General features: G+C 41.2%; 26 protein-coding genes and 1 other RNA gene. 18 read left to right on the forward strand and 9 right to left on the reverse strand.

Features of this window, described 5'->3' with window-relative positions; all coding sequences use genetic code 11:
- Positions 1 to 14: 14 nt before the first annotated feature.
- Genes ACP5L5_RS07130 through ACP5L5_RS07145 form a run of 4 tightly spaced genes read left to right on the forward strand, consistent with a single transcriptional unit; the run spans position 15 to position 2,745 of the window.
- On the forward strand, positions 15 to 1,559 hold the full coding sequence (locus tag ACP5L5_RS07130) for a type II secretion protein F (RefSeq protein ID WP_428762655.1): 1,545 nt from the start codon (positions 15 to 17) through the stop codon (positions 1,557 to 1,559).
- 32 nt (positions 1,560 to 1,591) lie between these two features.
- Positions 1,592 to 1,765: a hypothetical protein gene (locus ACP5L5_RS07135; protein WP_013605116.1), complete on the forward strand. Its 174-nt coding sequence runs from the start codon at positions 1,592 to 1,594 to the stop codon at positions 1,763 to 1,765.
- A gap of 2 nt (positions 1,766 to 1,767) precedes the next feature.
- Positions 1,768 to 2,223: a hypothetical protein gene (locus tag ACP5L5_RS07140; RefSeq protein WP_428762657.1), complete on the forward strand. Its 456-nt coding sequence runs from the start codon at positions 1,768 to 1,770 to the stop codon at positions 2,221 to 2,223.
- Positions 2,224 to 2,247: 24 nt separating this feature from the next.
- Positions 2,248 to 2,745 carry an adenosine-specific kinase gene (locus tag ACP5L5_RS07145; RefSeq protein WP_428762659.1) on the forward strand — a complete coding sequence of 166 codons (498 nt, stop codon included), beginning with the start codon at positions 2,248 to 2,250 and terminating at the stop codon, positions 2,743 to 2,745.
- On the opposite strand, the gene ACP5L5_RS07150 is transcribed toward ACP5L5_RS07145, so the two are convergent.
- Both ACP5L5_RS07150 and ACP5L5_RS07155 read right to left on the reverse strand, forming a co-directional pair.
- A complete protein-coding gene (locus ACP5L5_RS07150; RefSeq protein ID WP_428762661.1) occupies positions 2,720 to 3,199 on the reverse strand; it encodes a hypothetical protein in 480 nt (159 codons plus the stop codon). The two genes, ACP5L5_RS07145 and ACP5L5_RS07150, sit on opposite strands and share 26 nt — an antisense overlap.
- A gap of 31 nt (positions 3,200 to 3,230) precedes the next feature.
- Complete coding sequence (locus ACP5L5_RS07155; RefSeq protein ID WP_428762663.1) at positions 3,231 to 3,842, reverse strand: hypothetical protein; 612 nt, start codon at positions 3,840 to 3,842, stop codon at positions 3,231 to 3,233.
- A gap of 83 nt (positions 3,843 to 3,925) precedes the next feature.
- Between ACP5L5_RS07155 and ffs the strand changes: the two genes are divergently transcribed.
- An RNA gene (gene ffs / locus ACP5L5_RS07160) (signal recognition particle sRNA) lies at positions 3,926 to 4,248 on the forward strand.
- Between the two features lie 214 nt (positions 4,249 to 4,462).
- Here ffs and ACP5L5_RS07165 read toward each other — a convergent pair.
- The 3 genes from ACP5L5_RS07165 to ACP5L5_RS07175 form a co-directional block, all read right to left on the reverse strand.
- Entirely contained in the window at positions 4,463 to 5,779 is a 1,317-nt protein-coding gene (locus ACP5L5_RS07165) for a type II/IV secretion system ATPase subunit (RefSeq protein WP_013605120.1), read from the reverse strand.
- A gap of 78 nt (positions 5,780 to 5,857) precedes the next feature.
- Positions 5,858 to 6,307 carry a hypothetical protein gene (locus ACP5L5_RS07170; protein WP_428762665.1) on the reverse strand — a complete coding sequence of 150 codons (450 nt, stop codon included), beginning with the start codon at positions 6,305 to 6,307 and terminating at the stop codon, positions 5,858 to 5,860.
- Positions 6,308 to 6,351: 44 nt separating this feature from the next.
- Complete coding sequence (locus ACP5L5_RS07175) at positions 6,352 to 6,807, reverse strand: hypothetical protein (protein WP_428762667.1); 456 nt, start codon at positions 6,805 to 6,807, stop codon at positions 6,352 to 6,354.
- 73 nt (positions 6,808 to 6,880) lie between these two features.
- Here ACP5L5_RS07175 and ACP5L5_RS07180 point away from each other — a divergent pair, with 73 nt between their 5' ends.
- The 12 genes from ACP5L5_RS07180 (at position 6,881) to ACP5L5_RS07235 (ending at position 15,552) form a co-directional block, all read left to right on the forward strand.
- On the forward strand, positions 6,881 to 7,492 hold the full coding sequence (locus ACP5L5_RS07180) for a 30S ribosomal protein S5 (RefSeq protein ID WP_013605123.1): 612 nt from the start codon (positions 6,881 to 6,883) through the stop codon (positions 7,490 to 7,492).
- A gap of 50 nt (positions 7,493 to 7,542) precedes the next feature.
- Entirely contained in the window at positions 7,543 to 8,097 is a 555-nt protein-coding gene (locus ACP5L5_RS07185) for a 50S ribosomal protein L30 (protein ID WP_428762669.1), read from the forward strand.
- A gap of 135 nt (positions 8,098 to 8,232) precedes the next feature.
- The gene (locus ACP5L5_RS07190; RefSeq protein WP_013605125.1) at positions 8,233 to 8,706 is read left to right on the forward strand and encodes an uL15 family ribosomal protein; all 474 of its coding nucleotides are present in this window, start codon (positions 8,233 to 8,235) and stop codon (positions 8,704 to 8,706) included.
- Positions 8,699 to 10,138: a preprotein translocase subunit SecY gene (secY, locus tag ACP5L5_RS07195; RefSeq protein ID WP_428762671.1), complete on the forward strand. Its 1,440-nt coding sequence runs from the start codon at positions 8,699 to 8,701 to the stop codon at positions 10,136 to 10,138. Before ACP5L5_RS07190 ends, secY begins: the two co-directional genes overlap by 8 nt.
- A 91-nt stretch (positions 10,139 to 10,229) precedes the next feature.
- Positions 10,230 to 10,364 carry a hypothetical protein gene (locus tag ACP5L5_RS07200; RefSeq protein WP_013605127.1) on the forward strand — a complete coding sequence of 45 codons (135 nt, stop codon included), beginning with the start codon at positions 10,230 to 10,232 and terminating at the stop codon, positions 10,362 to 10,364.
- Between the two features lie 32 nt (positions 10,365 to 10,396).
- On the forward strand, positions 10,397 to 11,257 hold the full coding sequence (locus ACP5L5_RS07205) for a putative RNA uridine N3 methyltransferase (protein WP_428762673.1): 861 nt from the start codon (positions 10,397 to 10,399) through the stop codon (positions 11,255 to 11,257).
- Positions 11,258 to 11,309: 52 nt separating this feature from the next.
- Positions 11,310 to 12,338 (forward strand): 50S ribosomal protein L3, encoded by a 1,029-nt coding sequence (locus tag ACP5L5_RS07210; protein ID WP_428762675.1) that lies wholly within the window; start codon positions 11,310 to 11,312, stop codon positions 12,336 to 12,338.
- A complete protein-coding gene (gene rpl4p, locus ACP5L5_RS07215; RefSeq protein ID WP_273304711.1) occupies positions 12,335 to 13,171 on the forward strand; it encodes a 50S ribosomal protein L4 in 837 nt (278 codons plus the stop codon). The genes ACP5L5_RS07210 and rpl4p overlap by 4 nt, the downstream gene beginning before the upstream one ends.
- Before the next feature lie 6 nt (positions 13,172 to 13,177).
- Positions 13,178 to 13,423, forward strand: a complete 246-nt coding sequence (locus ACP5L5_RS07220) for a 50S ribosomal protein L23 (RefSeq protein WP_013605131.1) — start codon at positions 13,178 to 13,180, stop codon at positions 13,421 to 13,423.
- 234 nt (positions 13,424 to 13,657) lie between these two features.
- Positions 13,658 to 14,116, forward strand: a complete 459-nt coding sequence (locus ACP5L5_RS07225; RefSeq protein WP_428762677.1) for a hypothetical protein — start codon at positions 13,658 to 13,660, stop codon at positions 14,114 to 14,116.
- 67 nt (positions 14,117 to 14,183) lie between these two features.
- Complete coding sequence (pdo, locus tag ACP5L5_RS07230) at positions 14,184 to 14,936, forward strand: protein disulfide oxidoreductase (RefSeq protein WP_428762679.1); 753 nt, start codon at positions 14,184 to 14,186, stop codon at positions 14,934 to 14,936.
- Positions 14,937 to 14,988: 52 nt separating this feature from the next.
- Complete coding sequence (locus ACP5L5_RS07235; protein WP_428762681.1) at positions 14,989 to 15,552, forward strand: XTP/dITP diphosphatase; 564 nt, start codon at positions 14,989 to 14,991, stop codon at positions 15,550 to 15,552.
- Here ACP5L5_RS07235 and ACP5L5_RS07240 read toward each other — a convergent pair.
- Positions 15,538 to 16,299 carry a hypothetical protein gene (locus ACP5L5_RS07240; RefSeq protein WP_428762683.1) on the reverse strand — a complete coding sequence of 254 codons (762 nt, stop codon included), beginning with the start codon at positions 16,297 to 16,299 and terminating at the stop codon, positions 15,538 to 15,540. The genes ACP5L5_RS07235 and ACP5L5_RS07240 overlap by 15 nt on opposite strands.
- A gap of 41 nt (positions 16,300 to 16,340) precedes the next feature.
- The gene (locus tag ACP5L5_RS07245; protein WP_273304703.1) at positions 16,341 to 16,544 is read right to left on the reverse strand and encodes a TFIIB-type zinc finger domain-containing protein; all 204 of its coding nucleotides are present in this window, start codon (positions 16,542 to 16,544) and stop codon (positions 16,341 to 16,343) included.
- 150 nt (positions 16,545 to 16,694) lie between these two features.
- Here ACP5L5_RS07245 and ACP5L5_RS07250 point away from each other — a divergent pair, with 150 nt between their 5' ends.
- A complete protein-coding gene (locus tag ACP5L5_RS07250) occupies positions 16,695 to 19,619 on the forward strand; it encodes a DEAD/DEAH box helicase (protein ID WP_428762705.1) in 2,925 nt (974 codons plus the stop codon).
- On the opposite strand, the gene ACP5L5_RS07255 is transcribed toward ACP5L5_RS07250, so the two are convergent.
- Together ACP5L5_RS07255 and cyaB are read right to left on the reverse strand one after the other, a co-directional pair.
- A complete protein-coding gene (locus ACP5L5_RS07255; RefSeq protein ID WP_428762685.1) occupies positions 19,596 to 20,777 on the reverse strand; it encodes a hypothetical protein in 1,182 nt (393 codons plus the stop codon). The two genes, ACP5L5_RS07250 and ACP5L5_RS07255, sit on opposite strands and share 24 nt — an antisense overlap.
- A 23-nt stretch (positions 20,778 to 20,800) precedes the next feature.
- On the reverse strand, positions 20,801 to 21,352 hold the full coding sequence (gene cyaB / locus ACP5L5_RS07260; RefSeq protein ID WP_273304700.1) for a class IV adenylate cyclase: 552 nt from the start codon (positions 21,350 to 21,352) through the stop codon (positions 20,801 to 20,803).
- Positions 21,353 to 21,388 lie beyond the last annotated feature (36 nt).

Here is a 21,388-nt window from a genome sequence, read left to right on the forward strand (position 1 = left end):
AGGATTTTAATAATGTGAGGACACTGAGACAGGTGATTAAGAATTACCTGGATAGGATGGCTCTTGTTGGTGGATATTCATGGAATACCAATGAATTGTCGTCAATTGCGGAAAAGACTACGTACTTACTAATACCGACTCCACTCATTATTTATATGGTCACTAAGTCATTATTTCTATCACTAATTTTAATACCAATACCAGCATTACCCATAGTACTCATGCTTATTTGGGCCACTTACTCTGTGGATGCTGTTAAGGATGGTGTTGAGTGGGAATTACCATTCTTTGTGGTCCTGCTAGATATAATACACGACATTGGTGGTAATATAACGCATGCCTTTGAAATAAGCAACAAGGTTGGACTTAAGTGGATTGGCAGGGAGTGGTCATTAATTAAGGTTTTCTCATTAACTACAAATTCAGTAACAAACGCCATGCAATTAAGGGCTAGGTTTCATCCGAGTATTGAGTTCCAGAGGTTCATAAACGGTTATGTATCTGTGTGGGGTTATAGTGGTGATGTAAACACTTACGTTAGGAGTGTTGAAAACACGTACTTATCAATACTGAGTAATAAATTGTCAGCATTATCAAAGCAAATAATCGATGTTGTAATAGCAATAGTATCATCATTAATCGTATTAATACTCTTCGTAATTATTGCGACAATACTCGGTATGAACTACGCAATACTATACATAATGCCGGCCATGGCATTATTACTACCTGCCCTTATAGTGAGAGTTCATCAATCAATACCATACATAATACGTATGGATCTCAATCATGATAAAAGTACATACATTGTTCTAGGCATATCGGTAATTATTACCGTTCCGTTCATTATTTATTTTGGAATTAGGGGTGCAGTGTCCCTGGTAATACCGCCACTTTTCTTTTCCATATTAGTGACGCGTAGAATCAATGACATTAAGAGCTCAATAATGGCATTACCCGACTTAACGCGCGATATATCGGAAATAGTTAAGGCAGGAGTTAGTATAGGCGCTGCGTTTGAGAGGGTGGTAGATAATCCATACCCACGGTCATTAACTACATATTTACAAAGGATTAATCAATTGAATGATAATGTTGATGTTCATGAGCCATGGATCATAAAATTCGCAATTAGCGCCTTAAGGGAAGTGGCTAACCTTGGTTCTCCATCAAGAGCCCTTGATAGGCTTGTTGAGGTGTTTTTGGATTTAAAAACCATAATCACGAACATTAATTACAACGCAAAACCATTGCAGTTACTTAATTTTTCATTACCTTTCATATTCGGTGGAGTTACGTATATAAGCAGGTTTGTGGTTTTAACCATAAGCTCCATCATAAGAAATGCCTCCTATACATTAATTGGCCTATCAATACCCAGTGTAAACACCATACTAATGCCTTTATTACTTACGGCATACATAATAAGCCTATCCATAGCACTGTTAACCTCACTATTGAGCAATTTAACCCTAAGTCCAACAATAAAATTAACAATACCAATACCAATAACGCTAATTTTCATGTTCATGGCCATGGAAATACCCGTATTGGCGTAAGACTTTAAAAGCACTAAGGATCAAACGTAGTTGTGTACGTATCTAAGACCCTAGTGATTGGTAGGTGCTGGAGGTGTGGTAGGAAGATATTTAAGTATGATGATTATTACGTATGTCCCAAATGCCATGCAATATACTGCCCAACATGCGCCAAGAAGGTGTTCTATAAGTGTCCAGCGGATGGAACACCACTAGAGGCTAAGTGACGATGGCAATTCTAACGGGCTTAATGTCCTTCACCAAAGGGCATGGTATTAGAGCACTGAGTATTACAGGTCCTAAGGGATTATTTGTATCTCAGGTAATAAATGGTGTAATGTTAACTGCAGTGATTAATGAGCATGATTACGTGAGACTTGATGATGAAAGATTCGGGAAACTACTATTTGCTTTCTCACCCATTATTAGTAAGGTTATTAAGATGACCGATACCAATTATTACACGTTCCTAGGCAGGTATGTATATTCTGGTGAAAGGTTTACCTATGAGCCGTATGTAGATATAATGAAGACCATAACAATAAGCATTACGAAGAGGAGTGTGAGGATAATATATGGCGAAAATAAGGTAAATCTAAAAAGAACTAAGAAGGGCTACACACCTAGGGAAATGCTTGATACGCTAGGTTATATCATTGAGAAGCTACACGGTGGTAATGCTTAAAGCGTATCCTCTTGAATAATCATAATGTCTCAGGGTATAAAGTTTGAGGTAATAGACGTACCAATTCCGGAGGGTACAAATGTAATTGTTGGCCATAGTCACTTCATAAAGACTCTTGAAGATGTATATGAAGCCCTGGTAAATTCGGTACCTAATATAAAGTTTGGATTGGCCTTTTGTGAAGCCTCTGGTAAGAGGTTAATTAGGCATGAAGGTACTGATGATGAATTAAGGAAGTTAGCAATAGATTTATGTGGTAGGATCGCAGCTGGTCACACGTTCGTGATCTACCTAAGAAACGCATGGCCAATAAACGTATTAAATGCATTGAAACATGTGGTCGAGGTCGTGAATATATACGCAGCCACTGCAAACCCTCTCTCTATTATTGTTGCCGAGATAGCTCCTGAAAGGAGGGGTGTGGTTGGTGTTGTTGATGGTCACTCACCACTTAGTGTTGAGGGTGATTCCGATATTAAGGAGCGTAGAGAATTAATTAGGCGGTTTGGTTATAAGCTTTAGGGCATTGAGACTTGGCAACATTAATAATAGAAATCAATCTCTCCCTAAAACTCTCTAACTCCTTCATTAGTTCATTTATTGCCTCCTCAACTAAAGTCCCTGGAGCAGCATCCGAGGGTAGTGATTTCGCCACCTTATCAAGGAACTCCCTAAGGTCAGGCGGTAGTACTGGGTAGGCATTTATTAATTGCCTTGCTACATCATCGTAGTCCCGAATCCTCATCAACTCCCTAATGAAATACCTAATCCTACCCTCTGTATTGTAGTAATCATCAAGTAGATTAACCAGGAAGTCCAAGTCAAGATTCACAGAGCATCCTTTATAATTAAGATCAACGAATCTTAGTAACGTAATTATGTGCTTAACGCCACGTTCACCAACGGCATGCTTAAACCAACCCTTATTGATTAATTGAGTTACGTAATCCCTAGCCTCAATAACTTCATCAACCACGCAATACCATGATTAATACCCAGTTAAATTCTTATCCATGACTAAGTAATTCAGAAAGGGCCATGTGAGTGCCCTGCGTCAATGCGTAATTTAGGAAGTCCCTAATACCGTCAGGATAACCCTCACTCCTTATGCCCTGGCACATCCCTATTATCAGCATTATGATTACTGTGGTTAGTAATACGGACATCACATTACCAATAAGTCCAAAGGCCACGTTATTCTTACCTTCAAAATCATCAATATAATCCCTAACATCATTATAAACAACTGCATAAACACTATGATCAACCTTAACGGGTTTCAGAAAACTGGGTCTTGCCTGGTCTTTCTCATTACCATAAATAAACTTAACCATATATGTCTCAGAAACGATACCTGCAGCATCAATAACATCATCACCATCACCCTGAGAGGCAAAAAGAACCTCAAAAATATCCTTCATAAAACTCGCGTTAAATATCTTCGATAATGAAACAACAAGAGAAAACCTAGATCCCTTTCCATCCCTTATTAATGACGCCATACCATAAATAACAAAAGAAGCAACGGCATAACTAATCCTAATAACCTCCTTAACAGCACTATCGCTAACATCACCAATTAACGACCTAACAAACTCATCAACAACAGAACTACTCATCAAAATAATTATCGAAAACAGCAAAATAAACCTACCGCCCATATTCAATGAAAAAATTTATTTCCCCATTAAGAAAAACAAGACAGGGACCAGGCCTGGAGGACCTACCCAGTCCTCCCCTGGGCAAAACCCAGGCCGATGGGTTCGGAGGCCGAAACCCGTGCTCTGTGTTGTATGGTAAGCCAAGGACCACCGGTACCTCAATGATAGCCGGTCCCCTGGGGCGTCCACGCCGTAGTCGGTCAACCGTAGGGTTGATCGGCTACGGAACCCGACGAACCGGGTTAGGCCCGGGAGGGAGCGGCCCTAAGTCGGGGTGGGCGCGTTCAGGGGGTTGCCGGTTGGAGAATGGGCCGGTGAAATCCCTGGTTTACCATACAACACAGAGCACGGGGTTGGGTCTCATTCTTAGCCAACTCAGTTGTCTAGTAAGGGGTGCTTTGATTAATTAGTTATGATGCTTATAGATTGAATGCGTAATACATTATTATGCGAAATAAAATCACTGCAATAATAACAATAGGAAGAATAATAAGATGAGTTCTGGATCTAAGCTAAATGATGAAAAATATGGGTTAATTTCCTTGGAAATTACGGATGCTGTTGGGTATCAAAACTAATTACCATTGAATCACCTCCTCGATCTCGTAATCAGTAACCTTATTGCTCCTCAGCATTCTCTCTCTTCTAATTAGTTCCTCCTTCACGTCTATTCCATAGGCCTTGCTTAATATCTTTAGTTTCATGCTTCTCTCAATATCTATATCACCTGTGCCTGTTAATACATTCTTAAACTCTATTTCCCCATTATTTATTTCTGGTTCGGCTATGTTGGTGATTATTCTCTTACCGTTTCTTATGGCTGTAAATACAACCGTAGTCAATAACTGTAGATTACCTGGATTGACATTCAGCGGTGGATTTGTTAATCTTATCAGTAATTCCTCAGGTGATGATGCGTGGAATGTTGTTAACATGCCATGTCCAAGTGCTGAGGCTTGGAATAATGCATGAACCTCCTCACCCCTGACCTCACCAACAATTATGTAATCAGGCCTATACCTCACGGCTAGTTTAACTAAGTCAAACATTTCTATTCTAGACTTCTCATCATCGCTCTCCCTAGTGAACATCCTAATCCAGTGTGGATGTGGTAAGCGTATCTCTGGCGTGTCCTCTATCGTCACAATCTTTGAGTACGTGGGTAACTTGCTGGCTATCGCGCTTAATAGCGTTGTTTTTCCACTGCTCATTGGGCCAGTAATCATTATGAAGCCCTTAAGCTCGGCAATTAACCATAGGTAGGCAGCCGCACTGGGCTTGAGGGTTTCCTTCAGCATTAGTTCTTCAAGGGTTAGGGGTTGTGGTGGGAACTTCCTTATGCTAAATGTTGGTCCTATGGTTATTTCACCAATAGTACCCGTGAACCTATGCCCTTCAGGAAGTATTGTCTCCAAGTACGGCTTTAATAATGAGATTGATCTCGGCAAGCCCCTCTTACTAATACTCATTATAAAGTCCTTAGCCTCAATCTCTGAATTAAACCTGATATTCGTCACCAACCTAATCCCTGGAAGATCCCTGTGTACAACAGTTATTGGGTGTAACCAATTATTGAGCTCAACTTCCTCAATATTCATGTCTGAGAGTGGTACCGTTATTGGGCCATACCCCTTTAAATCCCTCAATAAGTAATAAACCACTGACTCCACTAATTGCTTACTGCTTGTGTTCCTTATTGCATTATTTACGGCATCAAGTATTGTGGTGTTTCGTTGCCTCATGATTTCAATAACCCTACTCTTTAGGTCTAGGCATTGGGTATCGCACTTCGGCTCCTTCACTATATAGTAGTACGTATTTTCCTTAGTGGTTATGGAAACAGGTACCTTAAACGTAAACCCCTCTATGCTGACTGGAACTACGTAATTATCCATCAATTAGAACCTCTCAATTAAAGATATAAGCCACTAACGTGGTTTTAACCGAGGATTATTATAGTTATTTTGACTAACTTATTGCGATATGGCTATACTCTCTGCAGCAACCTCCTGCCCACCATCGGTGTGTCCCTCAATAACGACTATGTACTTATTACCAGTTATGAATTGTGTTGATGATGTACCAACAATACTCGTTGATTGCCCCGGATTTAATTCAGTGTCTATTGTCTGCGTTATTACGGGTGTTTGTGAGTTCTGTGGGTATATTGATATTGAGGTTATTGTTACTGGTGTTGTTCCTATGTTCTCAACGGTTATTGAGTAAACGTTTCCAGCTAATTGCGGATTAACAATGCTTATCTGCGCCTGTGTGGTTAGTACTGAGGTTCTTGATTGGAAGTAATTGTATAGCATTATTGCGGCTACTATTACGAAGACTATCATTAGTATTGTGTATATCGGCCCACTTAGGTCTCCTCTTTTTTGTCTGTTTATTCTTCTTGTATTATTCCTGTAATACATCAGTAGGTTAATCTCAAGTTAATATTTAAGTCACTAATGGTTAATTAAGACTGCGAAATAACGTACCGTGTGGTGTTTGTTTCGTAGGCCATGCATATTGTTGTGTTGGCAATACAAAAGATATTGCTGACACTGCATTGTTGGTAAGGTATTTGCTCATGAATAATTAAGTAATTACCTGGGACTAGGTATGTATTATTCAGGTCTATTTTCATTGTACTACCCTGACAGTTCATGTATACTTCCCTTAAGTTTATTGCTATGTGACCGTTATTATAAATTACCAAGTATAATTGATTACCTGTACCATTGGTTATTATTACTGCGTCGGGCACGTAAATACTCGCACTAGCCATTTGATCCATGGAATTAACCAACGATATTGCTGTTCCCATATGACTTAACACTATGAATAGGGTGTAGCCTAGGTATATTGATCCTACTAACAGCATTAACTCGGCAATAAGCCTATCCAGCGCCATCTTAAGTACTAATCTCACTCTGATTAATAAGGAGCTACGTTGTTAATTTATGGTGTAAATATTTTTAAATGGTTTAGTTACGCTTTGGTCAATGAGTGCCGAGTCTGCTGTTGAGGCTTGGCAGCCTAGGACATGGATTGGTAGGTTAGTTAAGGAGGGTAAGGTGAAGTCCATTGATGACCTATTCAGACTTAACCTGCCCATTAAGGAGCCTGAGATCATCGACTTCTTTCTGCCAAACCTTAAACATGAAGTTGTTGGTATAAACATTGTGCAGAGACAGACTGACGCTGGTGAGGTTAGTCAGTTCCAGGTGGCTGTGGTTATTGGTAATGAGGATGGTTATGTGGGCGTCGGCATGGGTAAGGGTAAGCAGGTTAACCAGGCCATTGAGAAGGCAACTAGGGAGGCTAAGCTAAACATAGTCCCTGTAAGGAGGGGCTGCGGCTCATGGCACTGCTCATGTGATGAACCCCATAGCATTCCATTTAAGGTTATTGGTAAGAGTGGTAGTGTGGAAATCGTATTAATACCAGCACCTAAGGGTGTTGGTCTTGTCGCTGCTGATTCCGCTAAGGTTGTACTTAGACTAGCTGGCATTAAGGATATCTGGTCATATACCTGGGGCGAGACGAGGACAACGCACAACCTGGTCAAGGCTACATACGATGCCCTGAAGAAGACCTATGCATTCTCCATCTAATCGCAGGAGGGCTAAAGTTTAATAATTCATAGTTTTACTGGGCGTTGTTTATGCAGGTTCAGGAAAGTGCCCGGTCTAGTAAGGAGGCGCCTTACACACGCATAGCAGTGATAAGGCTTAAGGGATTAGCTGATACACCGCCAGATGTTGAAAGAGCACTTGATCTACTTAGATTAAGGAGGAGGTATACATGCGCAGTGATTGATGAGAGACCATCATACGTGGGAATGCTTAATGTTATTAAGGACTGGGTCACCTGGGGTGAGATAGACGCCGATACATTGACTGAGTTACTAAGAAGGAGGGGTAGGTTAATTGGCAATAAGCCTCTAACTGATGATTGGGTTAGGAAGTATGGCTGGTCAAGTATTGATGAGTTTGCGCTGGCGTACATAATGGGTGAAGTTAATCAACTCGCATGCCCTGAGAACAAGCCATGGCCTAAATCAGGTAATAAGGTGCTATGCATACCTAAGTTAAAACCGGTCTTTAGGCTTCATCCACCATCAGGAGGCCTTAGGGGCATTAAGAAGGGCTTTAATGAAGGTGGGGATCTGGGTTATAGGGGCATTGCAATTAATGAGTTGATACTTAGGATGCTATAATTTAATCATTAATTTTAACCATAAATTAATAACCCGCGTTATTAATAATTATTGTGTAGGACCTTAATAATTTATTACGTATAGTGCAGGTAAGGTCATAAAATTTATTAAGGGTTTCAATAGTCAATCGTAGTCATGGTTAGGCGATTTGAGAGAAAGTCTAGGAAGTATAGGGGTTCGAGAACCCATGGTTGGGGTAGGGTTGGTCAGCATAGGAAGAGTGGTTCAAGTGGTGGTAGGGGTAAGTCTGGTCTCCATAAACATAAGTGGTCGCTCGTTATGAAGTATGCCGAGGATTCGAGTGGTTATCCATTCTTTGGTAAGCATGGGTTTAAGCAGCCCGAGGCTATAGTCGCGGCTAGGGTTGGTATTAATGTTGGTGAGCTTGACTCAATGCTTGATGAATTGGTTAACAAGGGCTTGGTGCAGGTAGTTGATGGTAAGTACGTAGTTGATTTATTAAAGATTGGTTTTAATAAATTGCTGGGTAGGGGTAAAGTCAGTAGGCCCATGATTGTTAGGGCTGTTTGGGTTTCGAGGAAGGCTGAGGAGAAGATCAGGGCTGCTGGAGGTTCCGTGGAATTAATACGGGGGGTAGTGCATGGCTAATAATGAGCGTAGGTTCATTGATGCTGTGGAGCCGATACTGCGTTTCATACCGACTGTACCCAAACCCAGGGAAGCCCTGAGCATGGGTTCAAGGCTATTCTGGACGTTTCTAGCGGTAACTGTTTATCTGCTAATGTCGATAACACCACTTTATGGGTTAAGCCCAGTGACACCATCCTTCTTTCTATCACCTGCCATAGCATCCATACTAGGCATAACCTTCGGAACGCTGGCTCAGTTGGGTATAACCCCAATAGTCGTCGCCGGTATAATACTTGAGATACTCGTTTTCTCGGATATGATCAATGTAGATCTTGAGGATCCAGAGGATCAGGCCAAGTTTAATGCGTTACTTAAGCTCCTTGCTATAGTCTTTGGGCTTCTCGAAGCCATAGCCCTAGTAACCAGTGGCCAGTTAATCCCCGTTAATGCCCTTGGTGGAACCCTAATAGTTATTCAGTTGTTAGTGGCCACGGTAATAATAATCTTAATGGATGACATGATATCAAAGGGCTGGGGATTAGGTAGTGGTATATCGCTATTCATCCTCGTAACCATAGTTAAGCAAATGTTCGCAATGGCCTTCTCACCATTCATCTTACCAGGCTCAGTAATACCCTATGGCGCCATACCCGCCCTCGCAGCGGCCATTTACTACGCAATAGGTGGCAAATTAAGTTACTTAATGAGTATACTTTATCAAGTCAATTTCCCAAGTCTAACTGGCTTAATAGCGACAATAGCCCTTGCATTAATTGTATTGTACCTAGAGTTAATGGAGGTTTCAATACCAGTAGCACTCGTGCAGTATAGGGGGTATAGATACTCAGTGCCGTTGAAGCTAATGTACGTATCAGTACTACCCATAATATTCACCGCATACACTGTTTACTTAGTAGGTGAGGGCTTAACACTTCTCTGGAGCGCATATAACAAGGCGAATACTAACCCATTCCTTAACTGGCTGGCTTGTGCGCACTCGACATCTCTAGGTCTAATACCATGCCCCAACTCACTGCTCTATTACTTCACGGTTGTTCCTAGAAACATAGATGCCACGTATATAGCTGTTCACATAATTATGTACGCCGTACTATCAGTTGTATTCGCAATTGTTTGGGTTAACCTGGCGGGTCTAAGCGCTGAGGATCAGGCAAAGTACATAGTGCAGGGTGGTATGCACATACCAGGCTTTAGACCGAGCACTAAGGTTATCGCTAGGTTTCTCGATAGGTACATTAGGATGTTAACAATAATCAGTGGCTTAATAGTTGGCGTAATTGCAGCCCTTGGCGACATTGCCGGTGTCTTTGGTGGTGGTATTGGCTTGATACTGGTTGTGGAGATAGTGATACAGTACTACTCATTGGCGTTGCAGGAGCAGTTATTCGAGATTTACCCAGGCCTTAAGAGGCTCCTTGGTAAGGAATGACCTACTTCCCACTCTAAAAGACGAGACTTTTAGTTAAGGTAAATCCTAAACGTGAAAAAGCTTATAAATTAAGGCCATACTTGTAGATTTCGTGGGAGGTAGACAAAGGACAAGTCTATTCATGACGAGTGAGGAAGAGGAGAGGAGACTAGGTAGGGCATTAACTGAGGCGACGGGTTCATCACAGCAGCAACAGGGTAAGCAGGCTAAGGGAGGTAAGAAGTGAGGTATAAACCATAAGTGATTAGTGATGTTAAAATGAGGGTATTAAGGTTAAAACCAATTATTGATATTGCAATACCCAGTGACTTCCTTGCGGAGTCCCCTGACAATAGGGAGGCAATTAGGAAGATTGGTTATATTGGTAGGGGTGCCGCGATATTCCAGGTAAGTAGAATTATTGTTTATAGGCATAGGCTGGCTGGCGATAGGGATAAGGCTCAGTTCATTATTAAGAACCTGAGGTATCTATCAACGCCACCATACTTAAGAAAGGACTTGTTCAAACTCGATAAGGATCTTAAGTATGTAGGCTTATTGCCACCGTTAAAGACACCTAATCATGCACCTGAAGGTAAGCCACAAAGAGGTGAGTATAGGGAGGGTATTGTCATTAAGTGGGATGGTTACTACTCAATTGTCAAGATTGGTGATGGCATTTACGCTAAGATACCAAGGCCAATGCCACTGGGTACTAGGGTCATTGTTCAGATTGATGCGCCGACAACAAGGGATGACACTTATAGGGCACATGTTGTTCCAAGAGACCGTCTAAGTATTTATTGGGGATTTGAATCAGAGATCATGGATGTAAGTAAGTTATTTGATGAATATATTTATGTAATTTTGACGGGTAAGGAGGGAATTAGCATTAAGAATGCCATAGAACAAATTAATGACTTTTTAAGTGGGGATAGATTTCTCGTGGTCTTTGGATCACCTTATCATGGAGTTGACGAGATACTTAGGGCTGAGGGCATGGAGAATACATTGAAGAAATATCCATTTATTAATTTCATACCTGGTCAGGGCGTTGAAACCGTGAGGACCGAGGAGGCCGTGATAGCCGTATTATCAATACTAAACCTGATTAGGCACCTGCATGGTTCGTTGCCCTAGTCCAGGGAACTAATAATTTTTAAATAGGGTTGTGACTACGTAGGGCTGAACTATGGGTTTAAAGATTCATAGGCCTAAGCGCGGATCCATGGCTTACTACCCAAGGAAGCGAGCCGAGTCCCTAGTGGCTAAGTTCAGGGTATGGCCAGATCCACGGCCTGGTAAGCCCATGTTGCTTGGTTTCGTGGCGTATAAAGCAGGTATGGCGCATGCCGTGCTCATAGATGATAGGCCAACGAGTCCCTTCTACAGTAAGGAAGTTATTAAGCCAGTCACAATATTGGACTCACCACCAATTAAGGTAATAGCCTTTAAGGCCTACACGTACGATCCCTGGAAAAACCTAAAGTTGAGCCTTGGCGAGGTTTGGATGCCTGATGTACCTAAGGACATTGCTAGGAAAATACCAACACTTCCAGAGAAGTTTAACAAGGAGGAGATGATGAAGAAGATACTTGATAATGTGGATGTAATTACGGAGATTAGAGCCCTCGTAGCAACACAACCAAGACTTAGTGGCATTGGCAAGAAAACCCCAGAGCTTTTGGAGATACCCATTGGTGGTGTTGATGATATTAATCAATTAATTAAGTATGCTGATTCAATCCTGGGTAAGGACATTAATGTAACTGACGTGTTTAATGAGGGTCAATATGTTGATGTCGCCGCAATAACGAAGGGTAAGGGATTACAGGGTGTGGTTAAGAGATTCAACGTTAAGATATTACCAAAATGGCACAAGCATAGGAAGGGTTATAGGAGGATTGGAGCCATTGGTCCGCAAAACCCAGCTCTGGCCTTCACAACGCCAAGACCTGGTCAAATGGGTCTGCATAAGAGGACGGAGTATAACAAGAGGATACTCAAGATGGGTCTTAATGGTGCTGAGGTAACCCCAAGCTCCGGCTTTCCGCATTATGGTATAGTTAAGGGACCTTACATGGCCCTTGAAGGTTCAGTACCTGGTATTGTTAAGAGACTTGTGACACTTAGGTTCCCAGTAAGACCTAGACCGCCAACATACCCAACTGGTAAGGTTCAAATAGTCTGGTTATCAACACAGCCACTGCAGGGTGCATGAGCATGGTATCCCTAGACATGTCACCATTAATAAGGCCTTTGTATAATGTACCAAGTGTTGTGAAGGTATTCGATATAAATGGTAATGCTATTAATGAAATAGAATTGCCTTCCCAATTCTTCGAACCCATAAGACCTGACTTAATACTCAGGGCCTACATAAGTGCATTGACGGCTAGGCTTCAGCCCAAGGGAACAGATCCAATGGCCGGTAAGAGGACCACGGCAGTGAGTTTTGGTATTGGGCTTGGTATTGCCAGGGTTCCCAGGGTTAAGGGTAGCCTATGGCCAACCGCTAGGTTAGCGCCAAACGTTGTTAAGGGTAGGAGGGCACATCCACCTAAGGTTGAGAAGGTTCTTCATGAGAGGATTAATAAGAGGGAGCGTAGGAAGGCCATTAGGTCCGCCATAGCCGCTACGGCAATAAAGGACCTAGTAATTGCTAGGGGTCATACTGTTGATAAGGTTCCGCAGATACCACTTATTGTCAGTGATGATTTTGAGAGAATTAGTGTTATGGCTGATTTGAAGAAGTCGCTTGAATCATTGGGTCTTTGGGATGATATTGAGAGGGTTGCTGAGAGGATTAGGATCAGGTCTGGTAAGGGTAAGATGAGGGGTAGGAGGTATAAGGAGGGGAAGAGTTTGTTAATTGTTGTTTCATCCACTGATGCATCGATTATTAAGGTTGCAAGGAACCTACCTGGCGTTGATGTTGTTCCTGTGAGAAACTTAGGCGTGCTGTATCTAGCGCCTGGTGGTGTCCCTGGTAGGTTAACACTATGGACCTCGAGTGCTATTGAGGAGTTACGTAAGGGTCTATTTATGGGGTGAGGTGGCATGATCGTGAGGTTCGTACTAACAGAGAAGAGCCTTAGGCTTGCTGAGAGGGAGAATAAGATAACGATTGTTGTTCCTAGGAACACTACTAAGAAGGAGATTAGGGATTATGTGGAGAAGACGTATAATGTTAAGGTGGAGAGTGTGAATACATTAATAACAATGACTGGTGAGAAGAAGGCCTATGTTAAGCTAGCCCCTGAGTACAACGCATACGACCTGCTCAGTCATCTGGGGCTCGTGTAAGTTTAATTTTATCAGTTCGTGGATTCATCTTCATCCAATCAGCACTTAAGTCCCTCTTCATCATTATTAGCCCTTAACTAATTTGTATAAAAGCATTTATAAGCAGGGTTGCCTTATACTCCAGTGTGATGATGCTTCACCTCCCTGACTAATGAGGAATCCTTTAAGTACTGACTTGATTAATTTTTAATGTCATTAGATAAGATTTATTAGTTCTTATTGATTGCCGATGATGTGGACGTAATTAAGGAGATTGGAGGTGATGATTTGAAGTTCATCTTTATTAGGGATGAACCTACTTTCATATTAGAGGCTCTATACGTTAAGGGCTTTAGTGAGGAGAAGTATAGGAAATTGAGGAAGTATATCAAGGAGAAACTTAATGAGGAGTTTTCTGGAATTATTACTCTTAATACGGGCAAGGCCTTAACTAAGGTATTACTAGTGGGTGGAGATCAGGTTGGTCAGTCCTTAATCAACGATTTAATAGATAATGAGGCAAGCAAGATAAGTATGTGGATCTCTAATGGCGTAATTAAGGAATTAGTTGATAAGGTATCGAGTGAGGTGGAGGAGACTAAGAAAATCAGAAAGTCAAGGAGAAAGAGAAGCAGGAGGAAGAGGAGTAAATCTTCTAAGGGTAATAAGGGTAAAAGGAGAAGGTCTAGGAAGAAGAGGTCAAGGAGGGCATGAATACCTTTGTTATTGAAAATAAGTGGAAAAAAGACTTTTTATAGGGGTTATTTCCTACGAAGATAGAATGTCCGCAACACCCTTCGAAAAAACACAAGGCGCAGTAGAGGTACCGCACATAGAGGTTGATGAAGAGACTAAGGAAATAATAAAGGAGATACTGTCACAGATGAAGAATCCGGTTGAGGTCTTATTCTTCACAAGCAATACTTGTGGTAACAGGGACACTAATTGGTGTGTACCAACAGAGGAACTACTGGACTTACTCGCTGAATTAGCACCCCCTGGTAAGTTAATACTGAGGAAGGTAAAATACGAGGAAAACAATGAGACATTCACAAAGTATAATGTTGAACCACAAAGAGTTCCCGTCATATACCTACTGGATGGTGCAATTAAGTACTTAGGCGCGCCGCTCGGTGAGGAAGTTCGAGCATTCATAGAGACCATAGTAAGGATATCCGTCGGTGAAACCAAGTTAAGGCCAAGGACTAAGAAGGGGCTCGAAGCTCTACTAAATTCAAGCAATAGTAAGAAGGTTGAGGTCATGACAGTGGTTACGCCATCATGCCCATACTGCCCATACGCCGTCTTAATGGCTAATATGTTTGCTTATGACAGTAAGGGTAAGGTCGTATCAGTAACTATTGAAGCCTATGAAGAGGGTGATATTGCAGATATGTATCAGGTGACTGCCGTACCGACTGTGGTCCTTAAGAGGGAGGATCAGGACGTTGGTAATGTTGAGTTTATAGGAGTTCCTCCAGAGAGCGACTTATTAAAGAAGGTACTTGATTATAGTGGCGTTAATCTACAGTGAGTTAAAAATACCTTAAAAATATAAATTTTTCATTTCAACGTAAAATGAGACTATGAGGGTATTCTTCGTTACAAGTAATAAGGCTAAGTTTCGTGAGGCATCCCTGGTACTTAAGGAATTCGGCATAGATCTCCTAATTGATACCAATCATAGGAAGGTTGAAATTCAAAGTGATAATCTTGAAGATATTGTTAGCAATGCCCTAAAGGAAATATGCAATGGCAATACTGGTGACTATTTCGTAGTTGAGGATGACGGCCTTTTCATAAATAAACTGAATGGTTTCCCAGGACCGTACTCATCCTATGTCTACAAGACGATAGGGCTTACAGGGATCTTAAAACTAATGAGTGGTGTTGATGATAGGACGGCATACTTCAAATCCGTGGTTGGTCTATGCGGCCCTAAGGCAACTATTAAGCTATTTACTGGTGTTGTGTATGGAAATATAGCTATGGAGCCCAGGGGCTCTGAGGGCTTTGGCTTTGACCCAATATTCATACCGAGTGATTATGACAAAACCTTCGCTGAGTTAGGTATTGACATTAAGAATAGGTTATCCCATAGAGCCAAGGCATTTAGGGCCTTAGGTGATTGGCTATTAAGTATTTTTTAGGTGGTTCATCCTTACTATTATTAATACTGCTTCGTAAAGTAATGCGGCCGCTATTCCTATAAGGATAGCCATTAATAAGTAGCTACTACCTAATGTTTGACTATATCTGCATAGTAGTGATGTGATGGGTCTTGATGGTTGTATTATGTACATAAGTGGTATTGATCTACTGGGCGCAACAATGTAAATCGGTGTTAATGGGGATCCCGTGCTACACACTATATTACCTGTGTAAGCTGTCATATTTAATATGACTATTACAGAGCTTATGCTTGTGCCGTACACTACCACTGTATTTGTGCTACTGGTTGTCATTGGCGAAGATCCTGTGTATGATATTATCTCAATAAAATGATTTGCCTTTACAATAGTATTGCTATAATTAGTTGATGGATTACTTATTGTGATATTTGATGAACCACAAATTATTGAATTACGGTTCATTACAACTACGTTTATGTCATTAATTGGTATTAACTTATTCGTTAAGTTCATTGTTATTTCAAGGTTATAATTATTACTAAGCGTGGCATCTATGATCACTGTGTTATTTTGTATTGTTGGTGTGATTGACGTGATAGACACGGTATATGGGTTCACCTTGCATTTTTCCAGGGCTTCTCTAATACCATTATTTATTTGGCTTGTGACCACGCCGGCTTCTGCATGGGTTATTGCTATGCTCATCAAAAGAACTAGGGTCACTCCGAGCGGTAATACCATGGGCGATAGACTATGCTTATTCATCACTTGAGGAAATAGATGCTGGGTTTTATTTTAGTTTTCCTTTAGGGGTCTTCGTAACTTTCCACGTCTATTATTGATGTAATTAGTCCCTCCTTCTTCATATTTAGTAATGTCCTTACTAGGTGCGTCCTAAGTATCTTTGCTCCACAATACGTGCAATACGGCTTTCCATTAATCAAAACAGTTACCTTAACCGAACCACATGCACTGCACTTAAGCATTGTTATTGATTGATAACTAATCAATATTAGGTTTACGCCACCGCAAAAAATAATATTTATGAAATACTATGTACCCTTTATTTATAAGTTTCGTGGTTTTGACTTTCACTTTAACTGAAGCAAATGGTTTAAAATGGGTAGGGTCCATGGTGTTAATTGTATAGTGTTGGTACAATGAATAGCCATAGTGCTGAAGTTTCTGCATCTGTCAAGGAGTTAGATGATGTTTATAAGTTACTTCATCCTATAATTCAATCGGCACTTGTTGAGAGGGGTTTCCTAAGGGCTACGGAGCCCCAGAAATCGGCTATTCCAAGGATACTTAATGGTCGTAATGTACTAATAATAGCACCAACAGGTAGTGGTAAGACGGAGGCCGCGGTACTGCCCGTGCTCTCAATGTTTAGGTGGGGTATGGATAAGGGCGAATTTATTGATAAGGGTATATACATACTCTACGTTACGCCACTTAGGGCGTTAAATAGGGACCTGCTTGATAGGCTTGTTTGGTGGGGTGAGAAAATCGGTGTTAAGGTTGGTGTTAGGCATGGGGATACTGATCAGAGTGATAGGGTTAAGCAAAGTAGGGATCCGCCGCAGATGCTCATAACAACTCCCGAAACACTCCAAGCAATTCTAGCTGGTAAGAGGTTGAGAGAGCATTTAACAAAGCTTAAGTGGATAATAGTGGATGAAATTCATGAGTTTGCCGAGGATAAGAGAGGCACACAACTGGCCTTAACCCTTGAGAGGATTAAGTGGTTGATTGGTAGAAAGCCACAGATAATTGGTTTATCAGCAACAGTTGGCAGTCCTGAGGAGGTTGCAAAATTCCTCGTCGGTAATGACGATGAGTGCGACATAATACAGTCAAGTATTGTTAGGGAGATGCAGCTGGATGTGGTTCGTCCAGAAACTACGAGTGAGGATGAGGAGGTAGCTAAGAACGTTTATTTATACCCAGATGCAATCGCAAGACTTAGGCTCATTAGGGACTTAGTGAGTAAGAATGGCGCTACAATAGTTTTTGTGAATACACGATCAATGGCCGAGCTATTAATGTATAGATTTGCCATGCTTGGTTATGATTCCGTAGGTATACACCATAGTTCCTTGTCTAAGGTTTCGAGAATAACCACGGAGAGGGCCTTTAAGGACGGTAAGTTGAAGGCCGTAATAGCCACATCGAGTCTTGAGCTTGGTATTGATATTGGTCGTGTGGATTTCGTAATCCAATACTTATCGCCTCACCAAGTGGTTAGGCTTGTTCAGAGGATTGGTAGGAGTGGTCATAGGCTTGATAAGGTACCAAGGGGTGTTGTAATAACTGAGGATCTAAATGATACGCTTGAGGCTGTGGCAATAATTAATAGGGCTAAGTCTGGGCTTCTTGAGGCTACGCAAATACCTGATAAGCCCTATGACGTGCTTGTTCATCAAATAGTTAGCCTATTAATGATTAAGAATAGGTGGTCCATTGATGAACTCTATGATTTAATAAGTAGGGCTTACCCATACAGGAAGTTATCAGTTGAGGAGCTTAAGGGTGTATTGAGGTTCATGAGTGAGGTCCTCAACCCAAGGCTTGCATACTTCATTGAGGATGAGGGAGTCGTACTTAAGCCAAGTGGTTTCAGGGCTAGGAGGGAAATGTATAGATATTTCTTTAGCCAAATGTCCATGATACCTGACGAGAAGCATTACCTGGTGATTAACCAGGCCAATGAGGAACCCATTGGAGTACTTGATGAGGCTTTTGTGGCTGAGTATGGGGAGCCCGGCGTAAAATTCGTGTTTAGAGGTGGTGTTTGGGTTTTGCAGAAAATTGTTGGTGAAACTATCTATGTAGCCCCTGCTAAGGATACTGTTGGTGCGATACCATCGTGGGTTGGTGAGGAGATCCCAGTACCCTTTGAGGTCGCGCAGGATGTTGGTAGTATTAAGGAGGAGATAAGTAATTACATTACTAAGGTTGGTCCTGAAGCGACCAGTGAGGTCTTCGCAACGAAGCTAGGCATTTCTAGGGATACTATTAAGTATGTTATTGATAGGGTCATGGAGCATCTTGAAAGCGGTGTTCCAATGCCATCGCATAGGCTCATTCTTCTTGAGCGTGTTGGTGATTTAATAATATTGTATACGCATGGTGGTACGTTAGTTAACAGGACAATAGCCAGAATACTTGGTGAGGTACTTACTGAGAGACTTGGTTATCCAGTTGGTGTTCAGCAGGATGCCTATGCCGTTATCCTACAATTGCCAAGGCCTGGTATTGACACAACACTAATTGTACACACAATAATGGATGTGGCTAACATGGATGATAAGGTTTTCATTGACTATGCAATGAGGGCGATAACAAGGACTGGTATTTTCAAGAGAAAGTTTGTTCATGTTGCCCGGAGATTCAATGTTATTAGGAAAGACAGGGAATTAAGTGACTTAGCGATAACGAACCTCGTAGAGCTTTATAGAGGGTCGCCGGTATTTACGGAAACCCTTAAGGAGGTATTAACGAGGGACTTCGACCTGGATAATACGTACTTATTCCTAAAGTCATTAGCTAATGGTGAGAGGAAGTTAATAACGATGGAAAGGAGTGAGTTTAGTCCAATGAGTAGGGAGATCGTGGATAAGATAAGCCATAGACTAGAGGTAATGGCGCCGGAAAGACTCGACAAGTTGGTTAGGGAGAGTGTTAAGGCTAGGCTACTAAATGAATCAATGACCTTAGTATGCCTTAACTGTGGTTGGGTTGGTTCAGTTAGGAACAAAGACCTGCCAGAAAAACCCAAGTGCCCCAGGTGTGGTTCGGAAAGACTTGGCGCGTTAAAGATTGATGAAGAGAAGATTAGGCAGATTGTGGAGAGGTGGAGAGAAGGTAGGGCTAAGTCTGATGACAATGAGTTAATTCAGTACATAGGTAAGACGGCAGAGCTAGTTAGTAAGCATGGTAAATTAGCAGTATTGGCATTGTCAAGTAGGGTTAGGATTGATGATATTGAGGAGTTCCTGCCAAAGATAAATGACGTTGATAAGTTGGTGCTCGTAATTCATGAGTTGGAAAAGAGAGAGTTAAGGAGGAGGTTCATGGAGTGATGCGTCATAAACAGCCTTAATCAATGAAATTTCCATTTCATTAACGCTAGACCTCCTTAATTCCACAAATCTTCTGTAAACCTCAATAACCTTATCAATCCTAAACCTCTCACAGTCATTATTTATGCACATATTAAATGGTGGTATATTATTCCGGACAAAACCAATAACACTACTTCCCTGCCCAATGTACTTGCCGCTCATTATTGATGTATTAATCCCAACCTTAACCCAATCACCAATTATTGAGCCAAGCTTAATCATGCCCGTATCAATACCCATATACCTAATATCACCAATAGTGTTTTTCAAATTAGACGTTACAGAACCAGCTCCGATATTCACCCACCTACTCACGTAAGAATCACCTAAGTAACTAAAGTGTTCCTTAAGGCTGTTCACGTCCATTATTGAATTCTTAATCTCACCACCAACGGCATTATTCATGTATAGAACAGTGCCTTCCCTAATGTATGCATGGGGCAATACCCTAGAATCAGGTCCTAGTAATGAAGGACCCTTAACATAGGACAGGGGTTCTACTGTGGAGTTTATTGTTATTACATCACCAGCCCTTTCATCAATAATTGCATTACTTGAAATATCGGAATCCAGGTTCTTACTACCAAGCAACTTTATTAAATACTTGGAATTACTGCGGAGTAACTCCGTGTTCCACTTAATTACTGACCAAATACCATTATTCATTAGCAAATCACAATTATTAATTACGTCCCTATCCGTCTCATTACCTCTATCATTCACGACATTAATTAATACCCTATCGTCACACCTAACCTCAATCCCTGCACTAACATTTCTTAATATTTTATTTAATGTGTCTATTTGTGGAACTAATGAGGTGTGAATTATGAGGGATGGGCCATTAATATCCTCAATACTATCTAAGTACCTTATTGAGTACTTCATGTTGAGCCTTGTCAGTAATGACTCGGCAATTCCTCGCCAATACTTTGCTAAGTAATTGCGGGTTATTACGTAGATATTAGCATCATACCCTAGACTCATGAGCCACAGTACTATATGTTCATAGTAACGAAGACCACCTATTACTATGTCACTCAGCGGTGTACTAATTGATATGGGATAATAATTCCTGTACCTATCCTCAATGATTATGACATTATCAAATTGCACAATTAATGCTATAGCCATGATTATTAAGGTTTATTCATACTATTCTTCTCAAGTACTAATTCAAGGTACGTCTTTCTCTCAATCCAATCCCTCCTAAGTCCTAGCTTATCACCAAGCTGAAGAACTTCCTCCGTAGCCTTATTTATTAATTCCCTATCATTTACCATAGTCTCAACCTCAACGAAATTCCCCAAACCCTCAACAATGTCTATGTATATCGTAAAATTCTCATAATTATAAATATCCCTCCTCTTAATAACCCTAGCAACCTCCTTAAAATCAAGTCTCCTAAGGATTTCTAAAAGGCTTTCGAGGTCATTAACGGTTACACTCAGCTCCTCACGTGTCTTCCCAATACCACCAATACGAGGCCCTTTATACGTTAGTACTACAGTACCATCACCATAAATCCTAACCCTAAGCGCCTCATCGGTCTTCGCAAAATCCCTTATTGGACTGTTGAAATAGATATCAGTTTCCTCAGTATGTTCGAGAAATTTAGCGTTTAATGCCTTCAATTTCTCCTTAATTGCATCGTGACCAGGAACCCTATACTTAACCTCGACTTCAAACACGGCATGTCTATAATACATACTATTTTTAAAGTATGC

It is taken from the genome of Vulcanisaeta sp. (assembly GCF_049966235.1).
GTDB classification, from domain to species: Archaea; Thermoproteota; Thermoprotei; order Thermoproteales; family Thermocladiaceae; genus Vulcanisaeta; species Vulcanisaeta moutnovskia.

Coding starts and splice junctions, on each gene's coding strand:
- ACP5L5_RS07140 (WP_428762657.1), top strand. CDS start 1,768: ATGGCAATTCTAACGGGCTTAATGTCCTTCACCAAAGGGCATGGTATT.
- ACP5L5_RS07145 (WP_428762659.1), top strand. CDS start 2,248: ATGTCTCAGGGTATAAAGTTTGAGGTAATAGACGTACCAATTCCGGAG.
- ACP5L5_RS07155 (WP_428762663.1), bottom strand. CDS start 3,842: ATGAGTAGTTCTGTTGTTGATGAGTTTGTTAGGTCGTTAATTGGTGAT.
- ACP5L5_RS07165 (WP_013605120.1), bottom strand. CDS start 5,779: ATGGATAATTACGTAGTTCCAGTCAGCATAGAGGGGTTTACGTTTAAG.
- ACP5L5_RS07170 (WP_428762665.1), bottom strand. CDS start 6,307: ATGTATTACAGGAATAATACAAGAAGAATAAACAGACAAAAAAGAGGA.
- ACP5L5_RS07180 (WP_013605123.1), top strand. CDS start 6,881: ATGAGTGCCGAGTCTGCTGTTGAGGCTTGGCAGCCTAGGACATGGATT.
- ACP5L5_RS07185 (WP_428762669.1), top strand. CDS start 7,543: ATGCAGGTTCAGGAAAGTGCCCGGTCTAGTAAGGAGGCGCCTTACACA.
- ACP5L5_RS07190 (WP_013605125.1), top strand. CDS start 8,233: ATGGTTAGGCGATTTGAGAGAAAGTCTAGGAAGTATAGGGGTTCGAGA.
- secY (WP_428762671.1), top strand. CDS start 8,699: ATGGCTAATAATGAGCGTAGGTTCATTGATGCTGTGGAGCCGATACTG.
- ACP5L5_RS07205 (WP_428762673.1), top strand. CDS start 10,397: ATGAGGGTATTAAGGTTAAAACCAATTATTGATATTGCAATACCCAGT.
- ACP5L5_RS07210 (WP_428762675.1), top strand. CDS start 11,310: ATGGGTTTAAAGATTCATAGGCCTAAGCGCGGATCCATGGCTTACTAC.
- rpl4p (WP_273304711.1), top strand. CDS start 12,335: ATGAGCATGGTATCCCTAGACATGTCACCATTAATAAGGCCTTTGTAT.
- ACP5L5_RS07220 (WP_013605131.1), top strand. CDS start 13,178: ATGATCGTGAGGTTCGTACTAACAGAGAAGAGCCTTAGGCTTGCTGAG.
- pdo (WP_428762679.1), top strand. CDS start 14,184: ATGTCCGCAACACCCTTCGAAAAAACACAAGGCGCAGTAGAGGTACCG.
- ACP5L5_RS07235 (WP_428762681.1), top strand. CDS start 14,989: ATGAGGGTATTCTTCGTTACAAGTAATAAGGCTAAGTTTCGTGAGGCA.
- ACP5L5_RS07240 (WP_428762683.1), bottom strand. CDS start 16,299: ATGAATAAGCATAGTCTATCGCCCATGGTATTACCGCTCGGAGTGACC.
- ACP5L5_RS07250 (WP_428762705.1), top strand. CDS start 16,695: ATGAATAGCCATAGTGCTGAAGTTTCTGCATCTGTCAAGGAGTTAGAT.